The organism is Pseudomonas sp. PA-1-3F (assembly GCF_021609665.1).
Classification (GTDB): domain Bacteria; phylum Pseudomonadota; class Gammaproteobacteria; order Pseudomonadales; family Pseudomonadaceae; genus Aquipseudomonas; species Aquipseudomonas paracarnis.
The window spans coordinates 52,153-69,118 of the sequence record NZ_WJZD01000010.1; the positions used below are offsets into that span (position 1 = coordinate 52,153).

The window sequence follows — 16,966 nt, forward strand, 5'->3', positions numbered from 1 at the left end:
TTATACAGGAAACGCATGTCATCATGACCGAACCCAATACTCCCTCGTCAAACTCAGCCTTTCGCCAACTGCCCGCCCAGGCAGTGCATGAGCGCTTCGCTACGCGGCCGGCGCTGTATTCCGTCGTCTTCAAGGCATTGCGCAGCCGGATGCTGGAGCACTACCCGTCGCTGGACCTCGACTGGCTTGCGGTCAAACTGGCCAGCCCTCAGCCCAATGGCGAATACACCTACCCCGCACTCATGGAGGTGGCTGTCGCCCATGTACTGAACCCACAGTTACTTGACCTGCGCGCCGTACGCGAGCGTCCGTACTTCCTCACGACACAGCCCCCCGCCGCGCTCAAGACCGGGGATGGCCAGCCGCTCGACATGCAGGTGGTCGCCCAGATTCTTGACGAATTTCCCGCGTCCCTTTACTTGTACATGCAACACGATCTGGCCGACTACTGGAGCCAGGTCGACAATCATGGCAACAGCCGCTGGCAGTGGCTTGCAGAGTTTCTCAATGGTCAGATGATTGCCACTGCGGCCAGCCAGTCACCGCTGAGCGACGTGCAGCGCGATATGCTGGCGGTAGTCGCCGCCTGGCCAGCGCAACGTGAGCGCCTGCCCCGTTCCTCACCCGCCACCTATGTATATTTCATCGAGAGCACCCTCACCCGCCTCGGCAAGACGGTGCGGGTATTGACCCCGGACCTGTTATTGGTACGCGATAAACAGGTGTTGCTCTACAGCGTAGCCGGCGCAATCCAGGCGTTTGATTCGCTGGAGGCGTTCAGCCAGGCCTGGGGGAGCAGGATGCAACGCGAGTTTCAGTTCGACAGCCTCACTTGGCAACGCAACGAAACTGCCGCCAACGTGTTTGAACAACAGGCCGGGCTGATCCTCAACCAACAACTCGAAGACCTGGCAGCCCTATCGTTCCAGGGGCAAGACGAAAAAGAACTCGATCAACGCCTGGACATGATCACCAACCCGGCCAGGTATTTTACCGACATCAAGTTGCCCGACACCGAGCGCCTTGGCACTGTGAGCCAGCAACTGCCGCAATGGCTCAAGCAAGCCGAGCCCGCGGATCGTTTCGCCTATCACCGCCACTTGCAGGATATGGCGCATGTTCTGCAAAAAAACCAGGGGCGATCGTTCAACGAGGGTATTGAAAACATCCACACATTCAGCCGCAGCGCATTGCGCAAGCAGATGCAAGCCGATCACGGCGATTTCGACCCTGATGCGGTGCTGTTGGACTTTGCCGTAGCGGCAGGTTATCCGGGCGGCGCGGGAATCATCGAGCACGTGCGCATGTCGCTGACGGAGCTGGCCCTGAAGAATCTGGCCGGCAAGCCCAAAGGTACGTTGAAGCTGTCTTCCACAACAGCCACGCCACTGCCTGGCTGGTTGAATGAAGACTATCTGATGGGCAGCAACGGCCTGATCCAGCGCGTCGATATCGGCACCACCTACCCTAATGCCCTCAAAGATCTGCTGCTGTCCGATACCGTCGAGGCGCGTCGCCGCGAGTTGCTGTTTACTCGCGAACTGAAGGCTCATCTGCCGATGCAGGCGCTGGAATTCAAGGTCCGCCAGCAGCATGGCATGACCGTGACGGGTTATCAGTATGTCAAGGCGCTCATGGGAGAAACGCCTTCGCTCAGACTCGTCAACGATCAGGAAATCGTCCTGCGCCCCCTGGCGTTGTGCCGTAAAGCCGGGGCCACGCCGGACGAAGTGAATAATATGTTTATCATTGAGCCTCGCGACTCCCAGGTCGGCCCACACTTGCTGTACCGACCGCTGTACGCCGAGTCCCTCAACGAATACCCCACGCGCCAGGCGTTGCTGGAGGCCATCGCCGAACCGGGTGCGTTGCAGGACAGCGTGCTGACCTGGCTGTCGGACAAGGCGCGCCCCATCTATGCACACGGCGGCATCAAAGAGCCGCACATCATCCGTTTCTTGCCCGGCGACGAGTTCAACCGACCCAAGAAACCAGCGCCCGCGACCCTGGCCGTCGATGACGGCGCCGGTGAATGGCTCCAGTCCCAGCTCAACGGCCAACTGCCCAACCATCTGTTTGGCAGCACCGCACGGGCACTGGTCGACCTGGCGGACCGCGAGTCGATCTCCAACACCGAAAGCCGATGGGCCATTGTGATGGAGGGTGCCTGGCTGTTGTTCAATACACTGCTGCTGCCCTTGGTACAGGGCCCAGCCATGTTGGCCGGCTGGTTCCTAGTGCTGGTTGCCAGCCTGGAGCAGGACTTGGCAGGCCTGGACAGCAACGATCCCACCACCCGCGAGTTGGCGCTGATTGATTTGCTGCTCAATACTGCGATGGTGTTGCTGCATGGCGCATCGCCTTCTGCCAAACCGTTGTCGCCACCGAGTGCAACCGACAGCGCGTTGCGCCTTGAAACCTGGCGCCGTGCACCAGGCCTGCCGCCACCACAGGATGCGCCAGTGATACGTTCTGGCGCAGTGTCATTGCCGGGAGAACCCCCGGCATCAGGCTACACCGCACTGGACTTCATTCGCTCGCTGGCAAGCCCACACGCAAGCGAACGACTGAGGGCGATGCTGGACATCAATGTGCCGTGGCCTGAACCCTTGCCGACTGCGCAAGGCAGCGGCCCGCTCAAAGGCCTTTACCGCATAAATGGCACCTGGCACGCCAGCCTCGGCGGGTTGCTGTTCCAGGTCAATGTGGTGCCGGGATTCAACGAGGTCTATCTGGTACACCCGCAATATCCGCAACACCCCGGTTTCAAGCTGATAAGCGACCACCAGGGGCACTGGCGCCTGGACACTCACGCCAGGCTGGAGGGCGGAATGCCCCGGGAACGCTTGAGTAAATGGCAGAAGGAACGTGCCGAAAAACTGGGTGTATTAAAGGCCGAATTGCAAGCACTGAATGCCGAAATATTCTCGCTGATACCCACTTCGCTTTCGCTACAAAGCACTCTGAACGCAGCCCGTGCCCAACTTGTTGAACAAAGCAAAAGCCTGCGCAAGGATTGGTTATTGCTGGCCAGTTCCGCGAACATACCGAAGTTGCACGCAGAAGTTCTTATCCGTCATGAGAAACGGCGCGTCGCGGCGGCCCAAGCCAGGACGCAGTGGAATATCGCCCTCGATAACTTCCAGCAGTACGGCCGCGAGGTAATGACGCTGATGAAAAAAGTTGAAGCCAAGACCAGCGAACTGATGGCTGTCGACAGGACTGACCCCACTTATGTAAGGGAGCGAAACAGGGCAAGCAAAAGCAATTTTGACTTCTGGGCAGGCATCTACGAATCGGTGTCGCAAAAAATGGCAGACGCCCTGGAAACCGATCGTGGCGAAACCGACGCTGAACTCAGCGCCCGCGCATCACGGGAGCTGCCGCAAAACATCAGCGGCGCCTACGACGACTACATCATCACCAAAAAACGCCAGCTTGCCGCGCTTACGGAAATGGTCGAGCCCGCTGAAAAGATCGAGACGTTACTCAAAGAGGCAGACCCGGCCCTGCGCCAGATACTCTTGCAAGGCAAGCCCTCTGATCAAAACATCCGCTCGGTCGCGATCAAACAGCACGCCCTGCTGGTGTTCATGGACTTGGTGTTCAATCGCATGAATGACTCGCGCAACCCAACGGAATTTCCATTCGTACGCGAGCTGACCGACAAGAGAACCGCAACCAGCTTGATGGCGCATACGGAAATGCTCACCACTACCGGCTATTCAGCCCGAGAGCAGATCGACGTCCTCAAGGACGTTCTGGAGCGATATGAGCAATTGGAAAACGCTGTCACATCGCTGGCTGAAATGAATTCCGGCTTCATTCGCGAGGAGCATCGCCAACCGTTTCTGGACTACCTGGCTTATGCCCGCACCAGCCTTGAAGCGCAGTTGGCCAATTTGATTCTGGTGGAAGAAGGCTTCGCGCCACTGCCAACGCCCGAGCGCATCACACGGCAGAAAGCACCGAACCGAAGAGTGATCAAGACCCGTGACCGCAGGACCCTGGTGGGTGAAGTGCGCCCTGCCCAGCGCGACACACCGGGTAACTTCGTCGATATCAAGGACCCGCTCACCGGAAAAACCCTCGCCACCTACCTTGAACACCCCTGCGAAGGTGTATGGAACGTGGTTGAAGAGGTCGGGCCCTCAGCGCCCGCGCCGACGGCAATCAAGCGTTCGCTGAAGACCATAGAAGCACAGGCGCAAACCGTCAGGGACGAGCGCACCGGCATTGACAGCAGCATCGCCTTCCAACAACGAAAGTTACGCGACCCGGGCCGACTGGAAAGCCTCGATCCCCTTGAGTGGGATGTGATACTGACGCAGCACGCAGCGAAGTTCACAACCCTTGCCGAAGAACTCCAGCGCGATCACGCCAACGATCCCGGCGCTCGCACGTTGATCGATCAGTACCGCAGCCTGGCGGCCGAGGCAACGCAACAGGCACGTGAGCGTTGCAGCGAAGGGTACAAGTTGCAACGCCCCAAAGCCTCCCACGTCGATTACTTGTGGAAACACGGTTTTGTCGATATCAACCTGGTGAAGAGCCGCGTGCCGTTGAAGGCCGGTGACTTTCTCACCGAGTATGCAGTACGCGATAAAAGCAAAATCAGGGCGGGTATAAAGGGAAAGAAGAATGTTTTGTGGTACGCGCATTTTCATTATTCGGCCGTCGATCAAGCGCCCTCCCAACCTGATTTCGGTCACCTTAAAACCCCGAGTGAACAGCGATATACGCGCCGGGAACTGATTGAACAGGCGCGTGCCGACAACCGCGCCGTGGTCAACCTGGAGAAAGCCGAGATCAAGTCACCGCTTGATCAGCGACTATTCCTGGGGTTGGAGGTACTGGCTTCCAAATGAGCCTCGACAGACTGTCTATACTCTGCATGAGAACCTTGTTGACGAGGGGTTTATGGACGATCCAATCGATGACAAACCACCGACCTTCCGGCAGATGCTGCACAGCGTGACGGCCGCCGCGTTCGGTGTGCAAAGCGGCAAGAATCGCGCCCGCGATTTCACCCATGGCAAACCCAGCCACTTTGTGATCCTGGGCGTTGCGTTCACGGTGGTGTTTGCCTTGACGCTGTTTGGCATCGTCAAGCTGGTGCTGTACCTGGCCGGTGTTTAACGCCGCCGCCGATGCAGACTGAACGCATAAACAGGACGCCGGTTTGCCAACGACCGCCAGCGCACGGAATCCACCGGCGCTGGCGGCGCTGACAAATGCAGGCGCTCAGATGAACCTTGAATATCGACCGCCATCATCTTGGCTACTCGACAACCAATCGCTGCTCAATCAACGGTTTTATTACTGGTGGCTGACCCAAAATACAGCGGTGCCGACCACGAGAATAATCAGAAACAAAATGGCCCAGGCATCAACGGTACTGTCAGGTTTACGGGCTTTGGTGGAATTACTCATCGCATCGCCTCTTGTCGGTTTTATAGGTGACTGCACTAAGACTCGTCCACAGTAAAGACCAGTCTTGCCCCCATGACAAATGTGGGTATCGCGATAACTGTTCTCATTAGTCAGTTTGGTTATGTGCATATACCCAAACATCACTTTTGCGCATATACGCAAACTGGTATCGTGCGCCGGCTCCGTTGGGAGTGCGCGGCCGTGCGCGCAGATTTGCCGAGAACAGGACCTATATGTACGTATACGACGAATACGATCAGCGCATCATCGAGGACCGCGTCAAGCAGTTCCGTGATCAGACCCGACGCTACTTAGCAGGTGAACTGAGCGAAGAAGAGTTCCGCCCTCTGCGCCTGCAAAATGGCCTTTACGTTCAGCGCTTTGCGCCGATGCTGAGGGTGGCCGTGCCCTATGGCCAACTGACGTCGCGCCAGACGCGAATGATGGCCAAGATCGCCCGCGACTTCGACAAAGGCTATGCCCATATCAGCACCCGCCAGAACGTGCAGTTCAACTGGCCGGCCCTGGAAGATGTGCCGGATATCCTGGCTGAACTGGCTACCGTGCAGATGCACGCCATTCAGACCAGCGGTAACTGCCTGCGCAACGTGACCACCGACCAATTTGCCGGCGTCGCTGCCGACGAGTTGATCGACCCACGGCCGTGGTGCGAAATCGTGCGCCAGTGGACTACCTTCCACCCTGAGTTCGCCTACCTGCCACGCAAGTTCAAGATCGCCATCAATGGCTCGACCTCGGACCGCGCCGCCATCGAAGTCCACGATATCGGCCTGGAGCCGGTGTACAACGCTGCAGGCGAGCTGGGCTTCCGTGTGCTGGTGGGTGGCGGCCTTGGTCGTACGCCGGTGGTCGGTGCGTTCATCAACGAGTTCCTGCCGTGGCAGGACCTGTTGAGCTACCTCGACGCCATCCTGCGGGTCTACAACCGCTATGGCCGTCGCGACAACAAGTACAAGGCCCGGATCAAGATCCTGGTCAAGGCGCTGACCCCTGAGGTGTTTGCCCAGAAAGTCGATGCCGAAATGGAACATCTGCGCGGCGGCCAGACCACCCTGACCGAAGCCGAAGTGCACCGCGTCGCCAAGCACTTCGTCGACCCTGAGTACAAGGCCCTGAGCAATCAGGACGCCGAGTTGGCTGCACTCGACCAGCAACACCCAGGCTTCGCCCGCTGGCGCACGCGCAATACCCTGGCGCACAAGAAGCCGGGCTACGTGGCAGTGACCCTGTCGCTCAAGCCCACCGGCGTTGCACCTGGCGATATCACCGACAAGCAACTGGATGCGGTCGCCGACCTGGCCGAGCGCTACAGCTTTGGCCAACTGCGCACCTCCCACGAGCAGAACATCATTCTCGCGGACGTTGAACAGAGCCAACTGTTCACCCTGTGGGGCGAACTGCGCGAAGGCGGCTTTGCTACGCCGAACATAGGCCTGCTGACCGATATCATCTGCTGCCCGGGCGGCGACTTCTGCTCCCTGGCCAACGCCAAGTCGATCCCGATTGCCGAGTCGATCCAACGCCGTTTCGACGACCTGGATTACCTGTTCGATATCGGCGAGCTGGACCTGAACATCTCCGGTTGCATGAACGCTTGTGGTCACCACCACGTCGGCCACATCGGCATCCTGGGCGTGGACAAGAAAGGCGAAGAATTCTACCAAGTGTCCCTGGGTGGCAGCGCCAGCCGCGATGCGAGCCTGGGCAAGATCCTCGGCCCATCCTTCGCCCAGGAAGCCATGCCGGAGGTGATCGGCAAGCTGATCGACGTGTATATCGAACAGCGTACCGAAGATGAGCGCTTCATCGACACCTACCAGCGCATCGGCATCGACCTGTTCAAGGAGCGTGTCTATGCAGCGAATCATTAAGAACAACGCAGTCGTCGACGAAACCTGGCACCTGCTGCCCAAGGACGCGAGCTTCGACGGCATCTCCAACTGCGACGACCTGATCGTGCCGCTGGCCCTGTGGCGCGAGCACGGCCACGCCCTCAAGGCCCGCGACGGCGGTTTGGGTGTATGGCTGGACGCCGATGAAGAAGCCGAAAAAATCGGTGATGACGTGCAGCATTTTCAGGTCATCGCCCTGAACTTCCCGGCCTTCACCGACGGGCGCAACTACTCCAACGCCCGCCTGCTGCGTGACCGTTATGGCTACAAGGGTGAACTGCGGGCCATTGGCGACGTGCTGCGTGACCAGTTGTTCTACCTGCACCGCTGCGGGTTCGATGCCTTCGCCTTGCGCGCGGACAAAGACCCGTACGAAGCGCTGGAAAGTCTCAAGGATTTCTCGGTGACCTATCAAGCGGCCACCGATGAACCCCTGCCGCTGTTCCGCCGCCGCTGACACCTTGTCCCTGTAGGAGCGAGCTTGCTCGCGAAAAAACTGAACGATAACGCAGGTCGCCTGGCTGTAGCGGCGCCCTCGCGTTCTTCGCGAGCAAGAACTGGGCGTCCCCCTCGTTCCTACAGTTCCGTCGCCCGTCAATCCTTCGTGATCGACTCCCGCTTGACATTAAAGTTAACTTTAAGCTTAGCCTGAGACCTCCCCTGCTCAGGAGTTAACCCATGTCACCGTTCGAATCGCTGCAACTGCCCAACGGCCAAGTCATCGCCAACCGCATCGCCAAGGCCGCGATGGAAGAGAATATGGCGGACCTGCATCAGGCACCGTCCAAAGCATTGAAGCAGCTGTACAAGACCTGGGCCGACGGCGAGCCCGGCTTACTGTTGACCGGTAACGTGATGATCGACCGCCGCGCCATGACCGGCCCTGGCGGTGTCGCGCTGGAAAACGAGCAACACCTGGCCAGTTTTCGTGAATGGGCCGACGTAGCCCGGGCCAAAGGTGTGCACTTCTGGGTACAGCTCAGCCATCCGGGCCGCCAGACCATGGCCAACCTCGGTCAACAAGCGTTGGCACCCTCGGCTATTGCGCTGGATGTGGGCAGTTTTTCCAAGATGTTCGCCAAACCCAAGGCCATGACCGAAGACGACATCCAGGACGTCATCAAGCGCTTCGCCACCAGCGCCCGCCTGGCCGAGCAAGCCGGGTTCACCGGGGTGCAGATCCACGGCGCCCATGGCTATTTGTTGAGTCAGTTCCTCTCGCCCTTGAGCAACCACCGCACCGACCGCTGGGGCGGCCCCTTGGAAAACCGCGCACGCCTGCTGCTGGAGGTCGTCCGTGCCGTACGTGCCAGCGTCAGCCCTTCATTTTGTGTGTCGGTAAAGCTCAATTCCGCAGACTTCCAGCGCGGCGGCTTCGATGAGACCGATGCACGCGCTGTAGTGGAAATGCTCAATACACTGCCGATCGATTTGCTTGAGTTGTCCGGCGGCAGCTATGAAGCGCCGGCCATGCAAGGTGAAGCGCGGGACGGCCGCACCTTGGCCCGTGAAGCCTACTTTTTGGATTTCGCCACGCAAATGGCGAGCATCGCCACCATGCCACTGATGGTGACCGGAGGTATTCGCCGCTTGCCGGTGGTCCAGCAAGTATTGGACAGCGGCATCGCCATGGCCGGCATCGCCACCGCCCTGACCCTGGAGCCGCAACTGATCAAACAGTGGCGTGAAGGTCGCGACCTCAACCCACAACTGCGGCCCATGGAATGGAAGCGCAAACCGCTGGCCGCCCTCGCCACCCTCGCCGTGGTGCGCGACCAGATGCGTCGCCTGAGCCGCGGCCGTCTGCCCAAACCCAACGTTGCGCCCTGGCTGGCATTGGCCTGTGACCAGTGGTTTATCGCGCGGCGTACGCGGCAGTATCGCGCGAGCATGACGCAATCTTCACATTAATGGCGGAGCATTCGCCGTGATTGAACTGTCCCCTACTGATCAGCAGTTTTTCAACCTCACTGACGATTGGAGTTCCTCATGGCGAAAATCAACCTGGCCCAGCAGTTGGCGACCACCCTGGAACAAGCGGGTATCAAGCGTATCTGGGGGCTCACCGGCGACAGCCTCAATGGCCTGACCGACGCCCTGCGCAGCATGGACAGCATCGAGTGGATGCATGTGCGCCACGAGGAGGTCGCCGCCTTCGCTGCCGGTGCCGAAGCGGCGGCCACCGGCGAGTTGACGGTGTGCGCCGGCAGTTGCGGGCCGGGTAACCTGCATTTGATCAATGGTTTGTTCGATTGCCATCGCAACCATGTGCCGGTGCTGGCGATTGCCGCGCAAATTCCGTCCTCGGAGGTTGGCCTGAATTACTTTCAGGAAACCCATCCCCAGGAGCTGTTCAAGGAATGCAGCCACTTTATCGAGCTGGTGAGCAACCCCGAGCAGATGCCTCAGGTGCTGCACCGTGCCATGCGTTCGGCGATCCTCAACCGAGGCGTGGCGGTGGTGGTGATTCCGGGGGATGTGTCGCTGTTGGAGGTGGAAGATAAGCTCAAGCCGTGGCCGGCCTTGCACGCACCGCGCACCGTGCCGATTGAGCAGGACTTGCAGCGCCTCACCGACATGCTCCAGAGCAGCGAGAAAGTCACCCTGCTGTGTGGCAGCGGCTGTGCCGGTGCCCACGATCAAGTGGTGGCGCTGGCCGACGCCCTCGGCGCGCCGGTGGTGCACGCACTGCGGGGCAAGGAGCACGTGGAGTGGGATAACCCGTTCGACGTCGGCATGACCGGCCTGATCGGTTTCAGCTCCGGCTACCACGCCATGCTCGATTGCGACACCTTGGTCATGCTCGGCACCGACTTCCCTTATCGCCAGTTCTACCCGACCGACGCCAGGATCATCCAGGTGGACCGCAACCCCCAAGCCCTGGGGCGCCGTGCGACCCTGGACCTGGGCATCGCCGCCGACGTCAGTGAAACCATCGACGCGCTGTTGCCGCGCCTGACCCGCAAGACCGATCGCAGCTTCCTCGAAACCTCCCTCAAGCACTACGAAAAAGCCCGCCAAGGCCTGGATGACCTGGCGCAACCGTCCAAGGCCGGCCGGCCAATCCATCCCCAGTATGTGGCGCGCTTGCTCAGCGAACTGGCCGATGATGATGCGATCTTTACCGCCGATGTCGGCTCACCCACCGTGTGGGCGGCGCGTTATCTGAAGATGAACGGCAAGCGCCGGCTGATCGGCTCGTTCAACCATGGCTCGATGGCCAACGCCATGCCTCAGGCTATCGGCGCTCAGGCGGCGTTCCCTGGACGACAGGTGATCTCGATGTCCGGGGACGGTGGTTTCACCATGTTGATGGGGGATTTCATTTCCCTGGCGCAGCTGCAATTGCCGGTCAAACTCGTGGTGTTCAACAATTCGTCCCTGGGCTTTGTCGCCATGGAGATGAAGGCTGCGGGTTACCTGGACACCGGCACCGAGCTGAAAAACCCGGACTTCGCGGCCATGTCCAATGCCATGGGCATTTTGGGCATACGTGTGGAGCAATCCGAAGACTTGGAGCCGGCACTGCGCCGAGCCCTGGCCCACGATGGCCCGGTGTTGGTGGATGTGGTGACCGCGACTCAGGAACTGGTGATGCCGCCGAGCATCAAGCTGGAACAGGCCAAGGGGTTCAGCCTGTACATGCTCAAGGCGGTGATGAGCGGGCGTGGCGATGAGGTTATCGAACTGGCACGCACCAACTGGTTGCGATAACCCCCTACTGTAGGAGCGAGCTTGCTCGCGAAGATCGCTAACGGTAACGCTGACATCCTGAATGAACGCGTTGTCGTCGAGTTTTTCGCGAGCAAGCTCGCTCCTACAGGTGCCGGGCTAATTTCAGCCTTTCTGCTTTTCCACCCACTTGCCGTAGGCATCGATGAATGCCTGCAGGAACGGCTTGGTCTTGTCCGACACCTTCCCCGCCTCATCGAACACACTGCCTGCCCCGCCCAGATAGGCTTCCGGCTGTTGCATGCACCACACATCCAGGAACACCAGGGACTGTCGCAAATGGTGGTTGGCGCCAAAGCCGCCAATGGCACCCGGCGACACGCTGATGATCGCCCCCGGCTTGCCACTCCAGGCGCTCTGTCCGTATGGGCGCGAGCCCACGTCAATGGCATTTTTCAAGGCCGCCGGCACGGAGCGGTTGTATTCGGGGGTGACGAACAGCACCGCGTCGGATGAACTCACTTGTTTGCGGAAAGTACTGTAGGCTGCGGGCGGAGTTGCACCGTCGATGTCCTCGTTGTAGAGCGGCAAGTCGCCGATTTCAACAATGTTCAACTTGAGATTGGCTGGGGCCAGTTCGGCCAGGGCCAGGGCGACCTTGCGGTTGATCGACTCTTTTCTCAAGCTGCCCACCAGGACGGCAATCGTGTAGACCTTGCTCATTGAGGTTTCCCGACTTCTGAATAAAGGAGCTTGTAGTTATAGAGGCTTCGCGACGCGTTCACCAGAGGGTTGTGCGGATTCCCTCGCCGTTTTCCTTGCAAGCACTTGCGTAGGAAGCGTCTGAAAATATCAGCGAATAGTATTTTTTTCTTATAGGTAAACTACCCCGCTCCCTGACGGTCTACAGAACCGCAAATCGAGTGTTTATCTCCAGAGGTTCTAAACAGATGGCTGCAGTACTTGTTGGACAGTTTCATGCCAGAGACGCGGAAGGTCGCGTTTATTCGGTGCATGAGTTTCAGGAATCCAACCCGGCGCAAGGCGACCTGGCCGGATCGACGCCCACCACGACCTACAAGCTGGCCATTGGCGACCGTGTAGAAAAGCTGGAAGGTGATGAATTCAAACTGATCCAGTCGGGCACCATTCTCGTGCGCGAGTCCGAAACCACTCTGGCATCGTAAGCGCTTGCCTTGTTCACCTGCTCAGTCCTGGCGGCTGGGCTGGGGACGTTCATGGGCGGCGGATCTGCGTCACCTCTATGCCCTGCTCGTCTTGCTTGAGCGTCACCAGCACCTGGCCGTGCTCCCCTTGCACGGTAAACATCGAGCGCTTGTAACCTGCCGCATTGTACGCGGGGTACGCCTCCACTTCCCTGACCAGTGTGATCCCCACGACTGCGCCCACCTGCTCGCCCACCTGTTGCTGGGAGCGAATAAAGGCCTCCAGTGCGAGATTGTCCGGCGTCGGTTCATCCTGATGATTGAAGAAGTAAGCCGCCAGGCCTCCCACGGTCACCATGACCACGAGTTGCTTGGCCGTTACCCCGAAGAACGTCGAGGGTAGAGGCATATGAGACCAGACCTGTTTTTTATTTTAAGTACCGGCAAACCGGCAGGGGTCGTTGCTGATCAGACCCGCCATTCTAATGGGGTCCTGGCTGAGCGCCATAGGCCGGGACGACCCCGGCAGTCTTTTTTGCGCACGAAGGCCTGCGCCATTGAATCCCCTGCGCACTGCACATAGACTCCGGCCATGCGTTTACGTCATATCGAAGTGATTCAGGCCATCTTGCAGACCGGCCACCTCGGCACCGCCGCCGAGTGGTTGCAACTCCCCGTGGGCGAAGTAGACACCATCCTCAAGGACGCTGAGCAGCAATTGGGCTTCATGCTGTTCGCCAGCGTGCGCGGGCGTTTGCAGGCCACCCGGGAAACCCTGGAATTGCAGGCACAAATCACTGCTCTGTATGAAGCCCTGGAGCCGTTGCAACGCCTTGCCAGCCGCTTGAAACACCATCATGCGCCGCCCCTGCGCGCGCTCTGCACGCCGCCGTTGGCCAACCAACTGTTGCCCCAGAGCATTGCTGCACTGCGTCGACGCTTCCAGGACATGCCGTGCAACCTGTCGAGCCAGCCAGTTGGCGAGATCATCAACAGCCTGCTGTTGCATGAAGCCGATGTGGGCCTGAGCCTGCATGACCCAGAACATCCCCATATCCAGAGCACGGTGCTGGCCCAAGGCAAATTGCAGTTGCTGGCCCCCCATGGCTGGCTCAAGCCCAAGCAAAAATACATTGCGCTGCAGGAGTTGGCCGGCCAGTCGTTGATCGGCCTTGAAGGCCATGACCCGCTCAGCCGCTTGCTGGATGCCAAGCTGCACGCCCTGCGGCCGCTGCCCGTGGTGCAGACGCGGGTGCAAACCTACCCGATGATGCGCGGCCTGGTGGAGGCCGGAGAAGGCCTGGCGATTGTCGACCCATTCACTGCCTTGGGTGCACGCGAGTCCGGGCTTGATGCGTGCCCGGTGTCACCACCGATAGTGGTCAGCCTGTATGCGTTGACCTTGAAATACGCTGCGCCCTCCCCGGCATTGAATGCGCTGCTGGAAATCGTCATCCAGAAAGCCGAAAGCCTGCTTGGCAACGACACCAAGTCCCCGTAGGAGCGAGCTTGCTCGCGAAGAACGTGAACGATCACACGCTCATCCTGATGCAACGCGGCGCCTTGGCGTTTTTCGCGAGCAAGCTCGCGCCTACAGGGGTCAGACAGCCTCCACTTGCGCCTTGAACAACCGATACCAGAAAATCGCGACCTCGCGGGTTTGCGGGTCAATCCCGCGATAACGCAGTTGATCGATGCCGCCCATTACATAGCCACAACGCTCATACAGGCGACAGGCGCCGAGGTTGTTGTTCTGGGTCTCAAGCATCATGCCCGGCAGGTTCTTCTTGCGGGCCCAGAACTGCGCCACGTCCAACAACGACTTGGCCACGCCATGTCGGCGCGCCGGTAACGCCACCGCCAACTCGTCAACATGGGCAAAACCGTTCCAGTTGGTGCTGACCACGATATGCCCCACTGCGCGGTCATCCAGGTACGCCATGAAGATCGAGCTGTCGGCGGCATCACGAAAACTGGCGAACTCTTCCGGGTCGATGCCATAGCACTTGCGGTACGGCAGCACTTTTTCCACCGGCCATTGTTCGACGCGCTGGCCCATTTGCGGCACCCCATAGGCACTGACTTCAAAGCTGAAATCATTGCCCCACACATAGGCGTCAAAACCTTCGTCGGCGACTCGCACACTGAGCCCTGGATACTTCGGGTTCATTACAGCTTGCATAGACTTCCTTAACCCTTGATGCAGTCGACGGTATAACGACGGCCCCTGCCGTCATCTTCGTGTTGCAGCCCATGCACATCCGCGACAAAACCGGGGAAACTGCTATCGAACGTGCGGGCAAATGCCAGGTAATCGATGATTGAACGTGTTGACTCGGTGAAGCGTTCGCCGGGCATGATCAGTGGTATGCCCGGCGGGTAAGGCACCAGCATTACAGCGGCGATGCGTCCTGCCAAGGCATCGATGCAGACCGCCTCCACCTCGCCCCTGACCAACTGGTCGTAGGCATCGGCGGGTTTCATCGCGATTTGCGGCAATACCGTGTACATACGCTTGAGGTGCCTGGCCGTGGCATTGCTACGGTAACAGCTGTGCAACTGGTCGCAAAGGTCGCGCAGCCCCAGGCCTTGATAACGTGCCGGGCCTTGGGCATACACCGACGGCAAGCAAGTGGCCAGGCTGACATTGGCATCGTAGCTACGCTTGAACTCCAGCAGCTCGGTGAGCAAGGTGCTCCATTTACCTTTGGTAATGCCCATGGAAAACAGCACGAGAAACGAATACAGCCCAGTCTTCTCCACCACCAGCCCGCGCTCCCAGAGGAACTTGCTGACCACTGCAGCGGGAATCCCACACTCGCTCAATGCCCCACCGGCGTTGAGGCCAGGCATCACCAGTGTGACTTTGATCGGGTCCAGCAGCACGTAGTCCTCTACCACGTCGCCAAAGCCATGCCACTCATCCCCAGGGTGCAACAACCAATCCGCTGTGGCGACCCGGTCGATGCCCGCGACCGAGGGTGGCTGCCAGATGGAAAACCACCAGTCTTCGGCCGCGATATGCTGGCGCAAGTTGGCCAGGGCGCGACGAAAACTCAAGGCCTCGTCGAACATTTCCTGAAGCAGCGAGCGCCCGGCCGGGCCTTCCATCATTGCCGAGGCCACATCCAGCGACGCGATGATGCTGTATTGCGGCGAGGTGGAGATATGCATCATGAAGGCTTCATTGAAGCGGTCACGGTCCAGTTGCCGTGCGCCGCCGTCCTGTACGTGGATCATCGACGCCTGGCTGAATGCCGCCAGCAACTTATGCGTACTGTGGGTGGTGAACACCAAGGGGCTGTCCGGCGTGCGCGAGGTACCCATGCCATAACGCCCGGCGAAGAACTCGTGAAAGGCGGCGTAGGCATACCAGGCCTCATCAAAATGCAGCACCTCGACACTGTTGCCCAGTTGCTGCTTGATCAGTTCGGCGTTGTAACACAGGCCGTCATAGGTGGAGTTGGTCACCACCGCCAATTTCACTTTCGGTGGTCGCCCACGGGTCAAGGGGCTGGCGTCGATCTTGGCGCGGATCGACTCAGGGCTGAATTCGCTCAGGGGGATCGGGCCGATGATCCCCAGCTCGTTGCGCTCCGGGCACAGGTACAGCGGGATCGCGCCGGTCATGATGATCGAATGCAACACCGACTTGTGGCAATTGCGGTCTACCAGCACCAGGTCATCGCGCCCCACCATGGAATGCCAGACGATCTTGTTGGCGGTGGACGTGCCGTTGATCACGAAGAACGTATGGTCGGCGCCAAAGTTGCGCGCGGCGCGTGCCTCGGCTTCGGCCAAGGGCCCGGTGTGATCGAGCAGCGAGCCCAGTTCGGGCACCGACACCGACAAGTCAGAGCGCAGGGTGTTTTCCCCAAAGAACTGATGAAACGCCTGCCCCACCGGGCTTTTTCGATAGGCCACGCCACCGCCATGACCGGGGGTGTGCCAGGAATAATTGGAATCGGCGGTGTGTTGCACCAGCGCCTTGAAGAACGGCGGCAACAGGCCATCCAAGTACGTGCGTGCGGCGCGGGCGACCTGGCGCGCCAGAAACGGCACGGTGTCTTCGAACAGATAAAGAATGCCGCGCAGCTGGTTGAGCTCGCTCATGGCATCGGCGGGCGCGTTTTCCAGGGTGACTTGCTCGCCCAGCGCAAAGATCGGCAGGTTGGGTGCGCGCAGGCGCGCCAAGCGAATCAACTCCACCATGTTCTGCAACAGATGGGTGTTTTCCCCGGCGCCTTCGGCGGCAATCAGCATGCAGGCCAGACCGTGATGGGTAGCGGCCACCAGCCGCCCCTCGGCGTAGTCCACCGCAGAAAAAATACTGAAGCCCTCCTGTTCCAACTCCCTGGCGATGCCTCGAACCCGGTCACCGGCAACGGTGTCGGCCTTGATGTCACGGTGCACGATCAGAACGGGGAACTTCAGGTCTTTGTACATGAGCACTCTTACTCCGGAGGCTTTGCACAAGGGTAGAAGCTGGAAGCAAAAGTGGCGAATGAAGATTTCACAGGTGGTCGAGAGGTATTTATATAACTTCGGTACGGGGCTGAACCTGTCGCGAGGGAGCTTACTCCTGTGACGGCCCGCCTGCCGGGCCATACCTACCTGACACCCCGCGATCAAACTGTGGGAGCTGGCTTGCCTGCGATGACGGTCTGCCAGCCGACACTTATCTACCTGAGGCTCCGCAATCCAAATGTCGGTGGGCTGGGCCGGCATTCCGGCTTTTCCAAAGTGACCCGCTGTCAGAGCGGAACGCTAAATGGCCGTTAC

13 protein-coding genes are annotated in these 16,966 nt (G+C 59.6%); 9 read left to right on the top strand and 4 right to left on the bottom strand.

Features of this window, described 5'->3' with window-relative positions; translation table 11 throughout:
* Window positions 1-23: 23 nt before the first annotated feature.
* The 7 genes from GIV26_RS08995 (at window position 24) to poxB (ending at window position 11,060) form a co-directional block, all read left to right on the top strand.
* Entirely contained in the window at window positions 24-4,868 is a 4,845-nt protein-coding gene (locus tag GIV26_RS08995) for a dermonecrotic toxin domain-containing protein (protein ID WP_236280130.1), read from the top strand.
* A 52-nt stretch (window positions 4,869-4,920) separates the two neighbouring features.
* Window positions 4,921-5,139 (top strand): DUF2970 domain-containing protein, encoded by a 219-nt coding sequence (locus tag GIV26_RS09000; RefSeq protein WP_034126066.1) that lies wholly within the window; start codon window positions 4,921-4,923, stop codon window positions 5,137-5,139.
* Window positions 5,140-5,182: 43 nt separating this feature from the next.
* Window positions 5,183-5,488, top strand: a complete 306-nt coding sequence (locus tag GIV26_RS09005; protein ID WP_200583141.1) for a hypothetical protein — start codon at window positions 5,183-5,185, stop codon at window positions 5,486-5,488.
* A gap of 178 nt (window positions 5,489-5,666) precedes the next feature.
* The gene (locus GIV26_RS09010; RefSeq protein ID WP_003190712.1) at window positions 5,667-7,325 is read left to right on the top strand and encodes a nitrite/sulfite reductase; all 1,659 of its coding nucleotides are present in this window, start codon (window positions 5,667-5,669) and stop codon (window positions 7,323-7,325) included.
* Window positions 7,309-7,803, top strand: coding sequence for a DUF934 domain-containing protein (locus GIV26_RS09015; RefSeq protein ID WP_236280132.1), 495 nt, complete (start codon window positions 7,309-7,311; stop codon window positions 7,801-7,803). Before GIV26_RS09010 ends, GIV26_RS09015 begins: the two co-directional genes overlap by 17 nt.
* A gap of 221 nt (window positions 7,804-8,024) precedes the next feature.
* Window positions 8,025-9,257 (top strand): NADH:flavin oxidoreductase/NADH oxidase family protein, encoded by a 1,233-nt coding sequence (locus GIV26_RS09020; protein ID WP_236280134.1) that lies wholly within the window; start codon window positions 8,025-8,027, stop codon window positions 9,255-9,257.
* A gap of 78 nt (window positions 9,258-9,335) precedes the next feature.
* Complete coding sequence (gene poxB, locus GIV26_RS09025) at window positions 9,336-11,060, top strand: ubiquinone-dependent pyruvate dehydrogenase (protein ID WP_054897504.1); 1,725 nt, start codon at window positions 9,336-9,338, stop codon at window positions 11,058-11,060.
* Between the two features lie 123 nt (window positions 11,061-11,183).
* Here the strand turns inward: poxB and GIV26_RS09030 are convergent, their stop codons facing one another.
* Complete coding sequence (locus GIV26_RS09030) at window positions 11,184-11,741, bottom strand: NADPH-dependent FMN reductase (RefSeq protein ID WP_003190705.1); 558 nt, start codon at window positions 11,739-11,741, stop codon at window positions 11,184-11,186.
* Window positions 11,742-11,968: 227 nt separating this feature from the next.
* Here GIV26_RS09030 and GIV26_RS09035 point away from each other — a divergent pair, with 227 nt between their 5' ends.
* A complete protein-coding gene (locus GIV26_RS09035) occupies window positions 11,969-12,205 on the top strand; it encodes a hypothetical protein (protein ID WP_032874044.1) in 237 nt (78 codons plus the stop codon).
* Window positions 12,206-12,254: 49 nt separating this feature from the next.
* Here the strand turns inward: GIV26_RS09035 and GIV26_RS09040 are convergent, their stop codons facing one another.
* On the bottom strand, window positions 12,255-12,593 hold the full coding sequence (locus GIV26_RS09040; protein WP_060772654.1) for a hypothetical protein: 339 nt from the start codon (window positions 12,591-12,593) through the stop codon (window positions 12,255-12,257).
* A 183-nt stretch (window positions 12,594-12,776) separates the two neighbouring features.
* Here GIV26_RS09040 and GIV26_RS09045 point away from each other — a divergent pair, with 183 nt between their 5' ends.
* Window positions 12,777-13,685 carry a LysR substrate-binding domain-containing protein gene (locus GIV26_RS09045; RefSeq protein WP_236280136.1) on the top strand — a complete coding sequence of 303 codons (909 nt, stop codon included), beginning with the start codon at window positions 12,777-12,779 and terminating at the stop codon, window positions 13,683-13,685.
* Window positions 13,686-13,784: 99 nt separating this feature from the next.
* Here the strand turns inward: GIV26_RS09045 and GIV26_RS09050 are convergent, their stop codons facing one another.
* Window positions 13,785-14,354, bottom strand: coding sequence for a GNAT family N-acetyltransferase (locus GIV26_RS09050; protein ID WP_019820276.1), 570 nt, complete (start codon window positions 14,352-14,354; stop codon window positions 13,785-13,787).
* Window positions 14,355-14,374: 20 nt separating this feature from the next.
* Window positions 14,375-16,630, bottom strand: a complete 2,256-nt coding sequence (locus tag GIV26_RS09055) for an Orn/Lys/Arg decarboxylase N-terminal domain-containing protein (RefSeq protein ID WP_236280138.1) — start codon at window positions 16,628-16,630, stop codon at window positions 14,375-14,377.
* Window positions 16,631-16,966 lie beyond the last annotated feature (336 nt).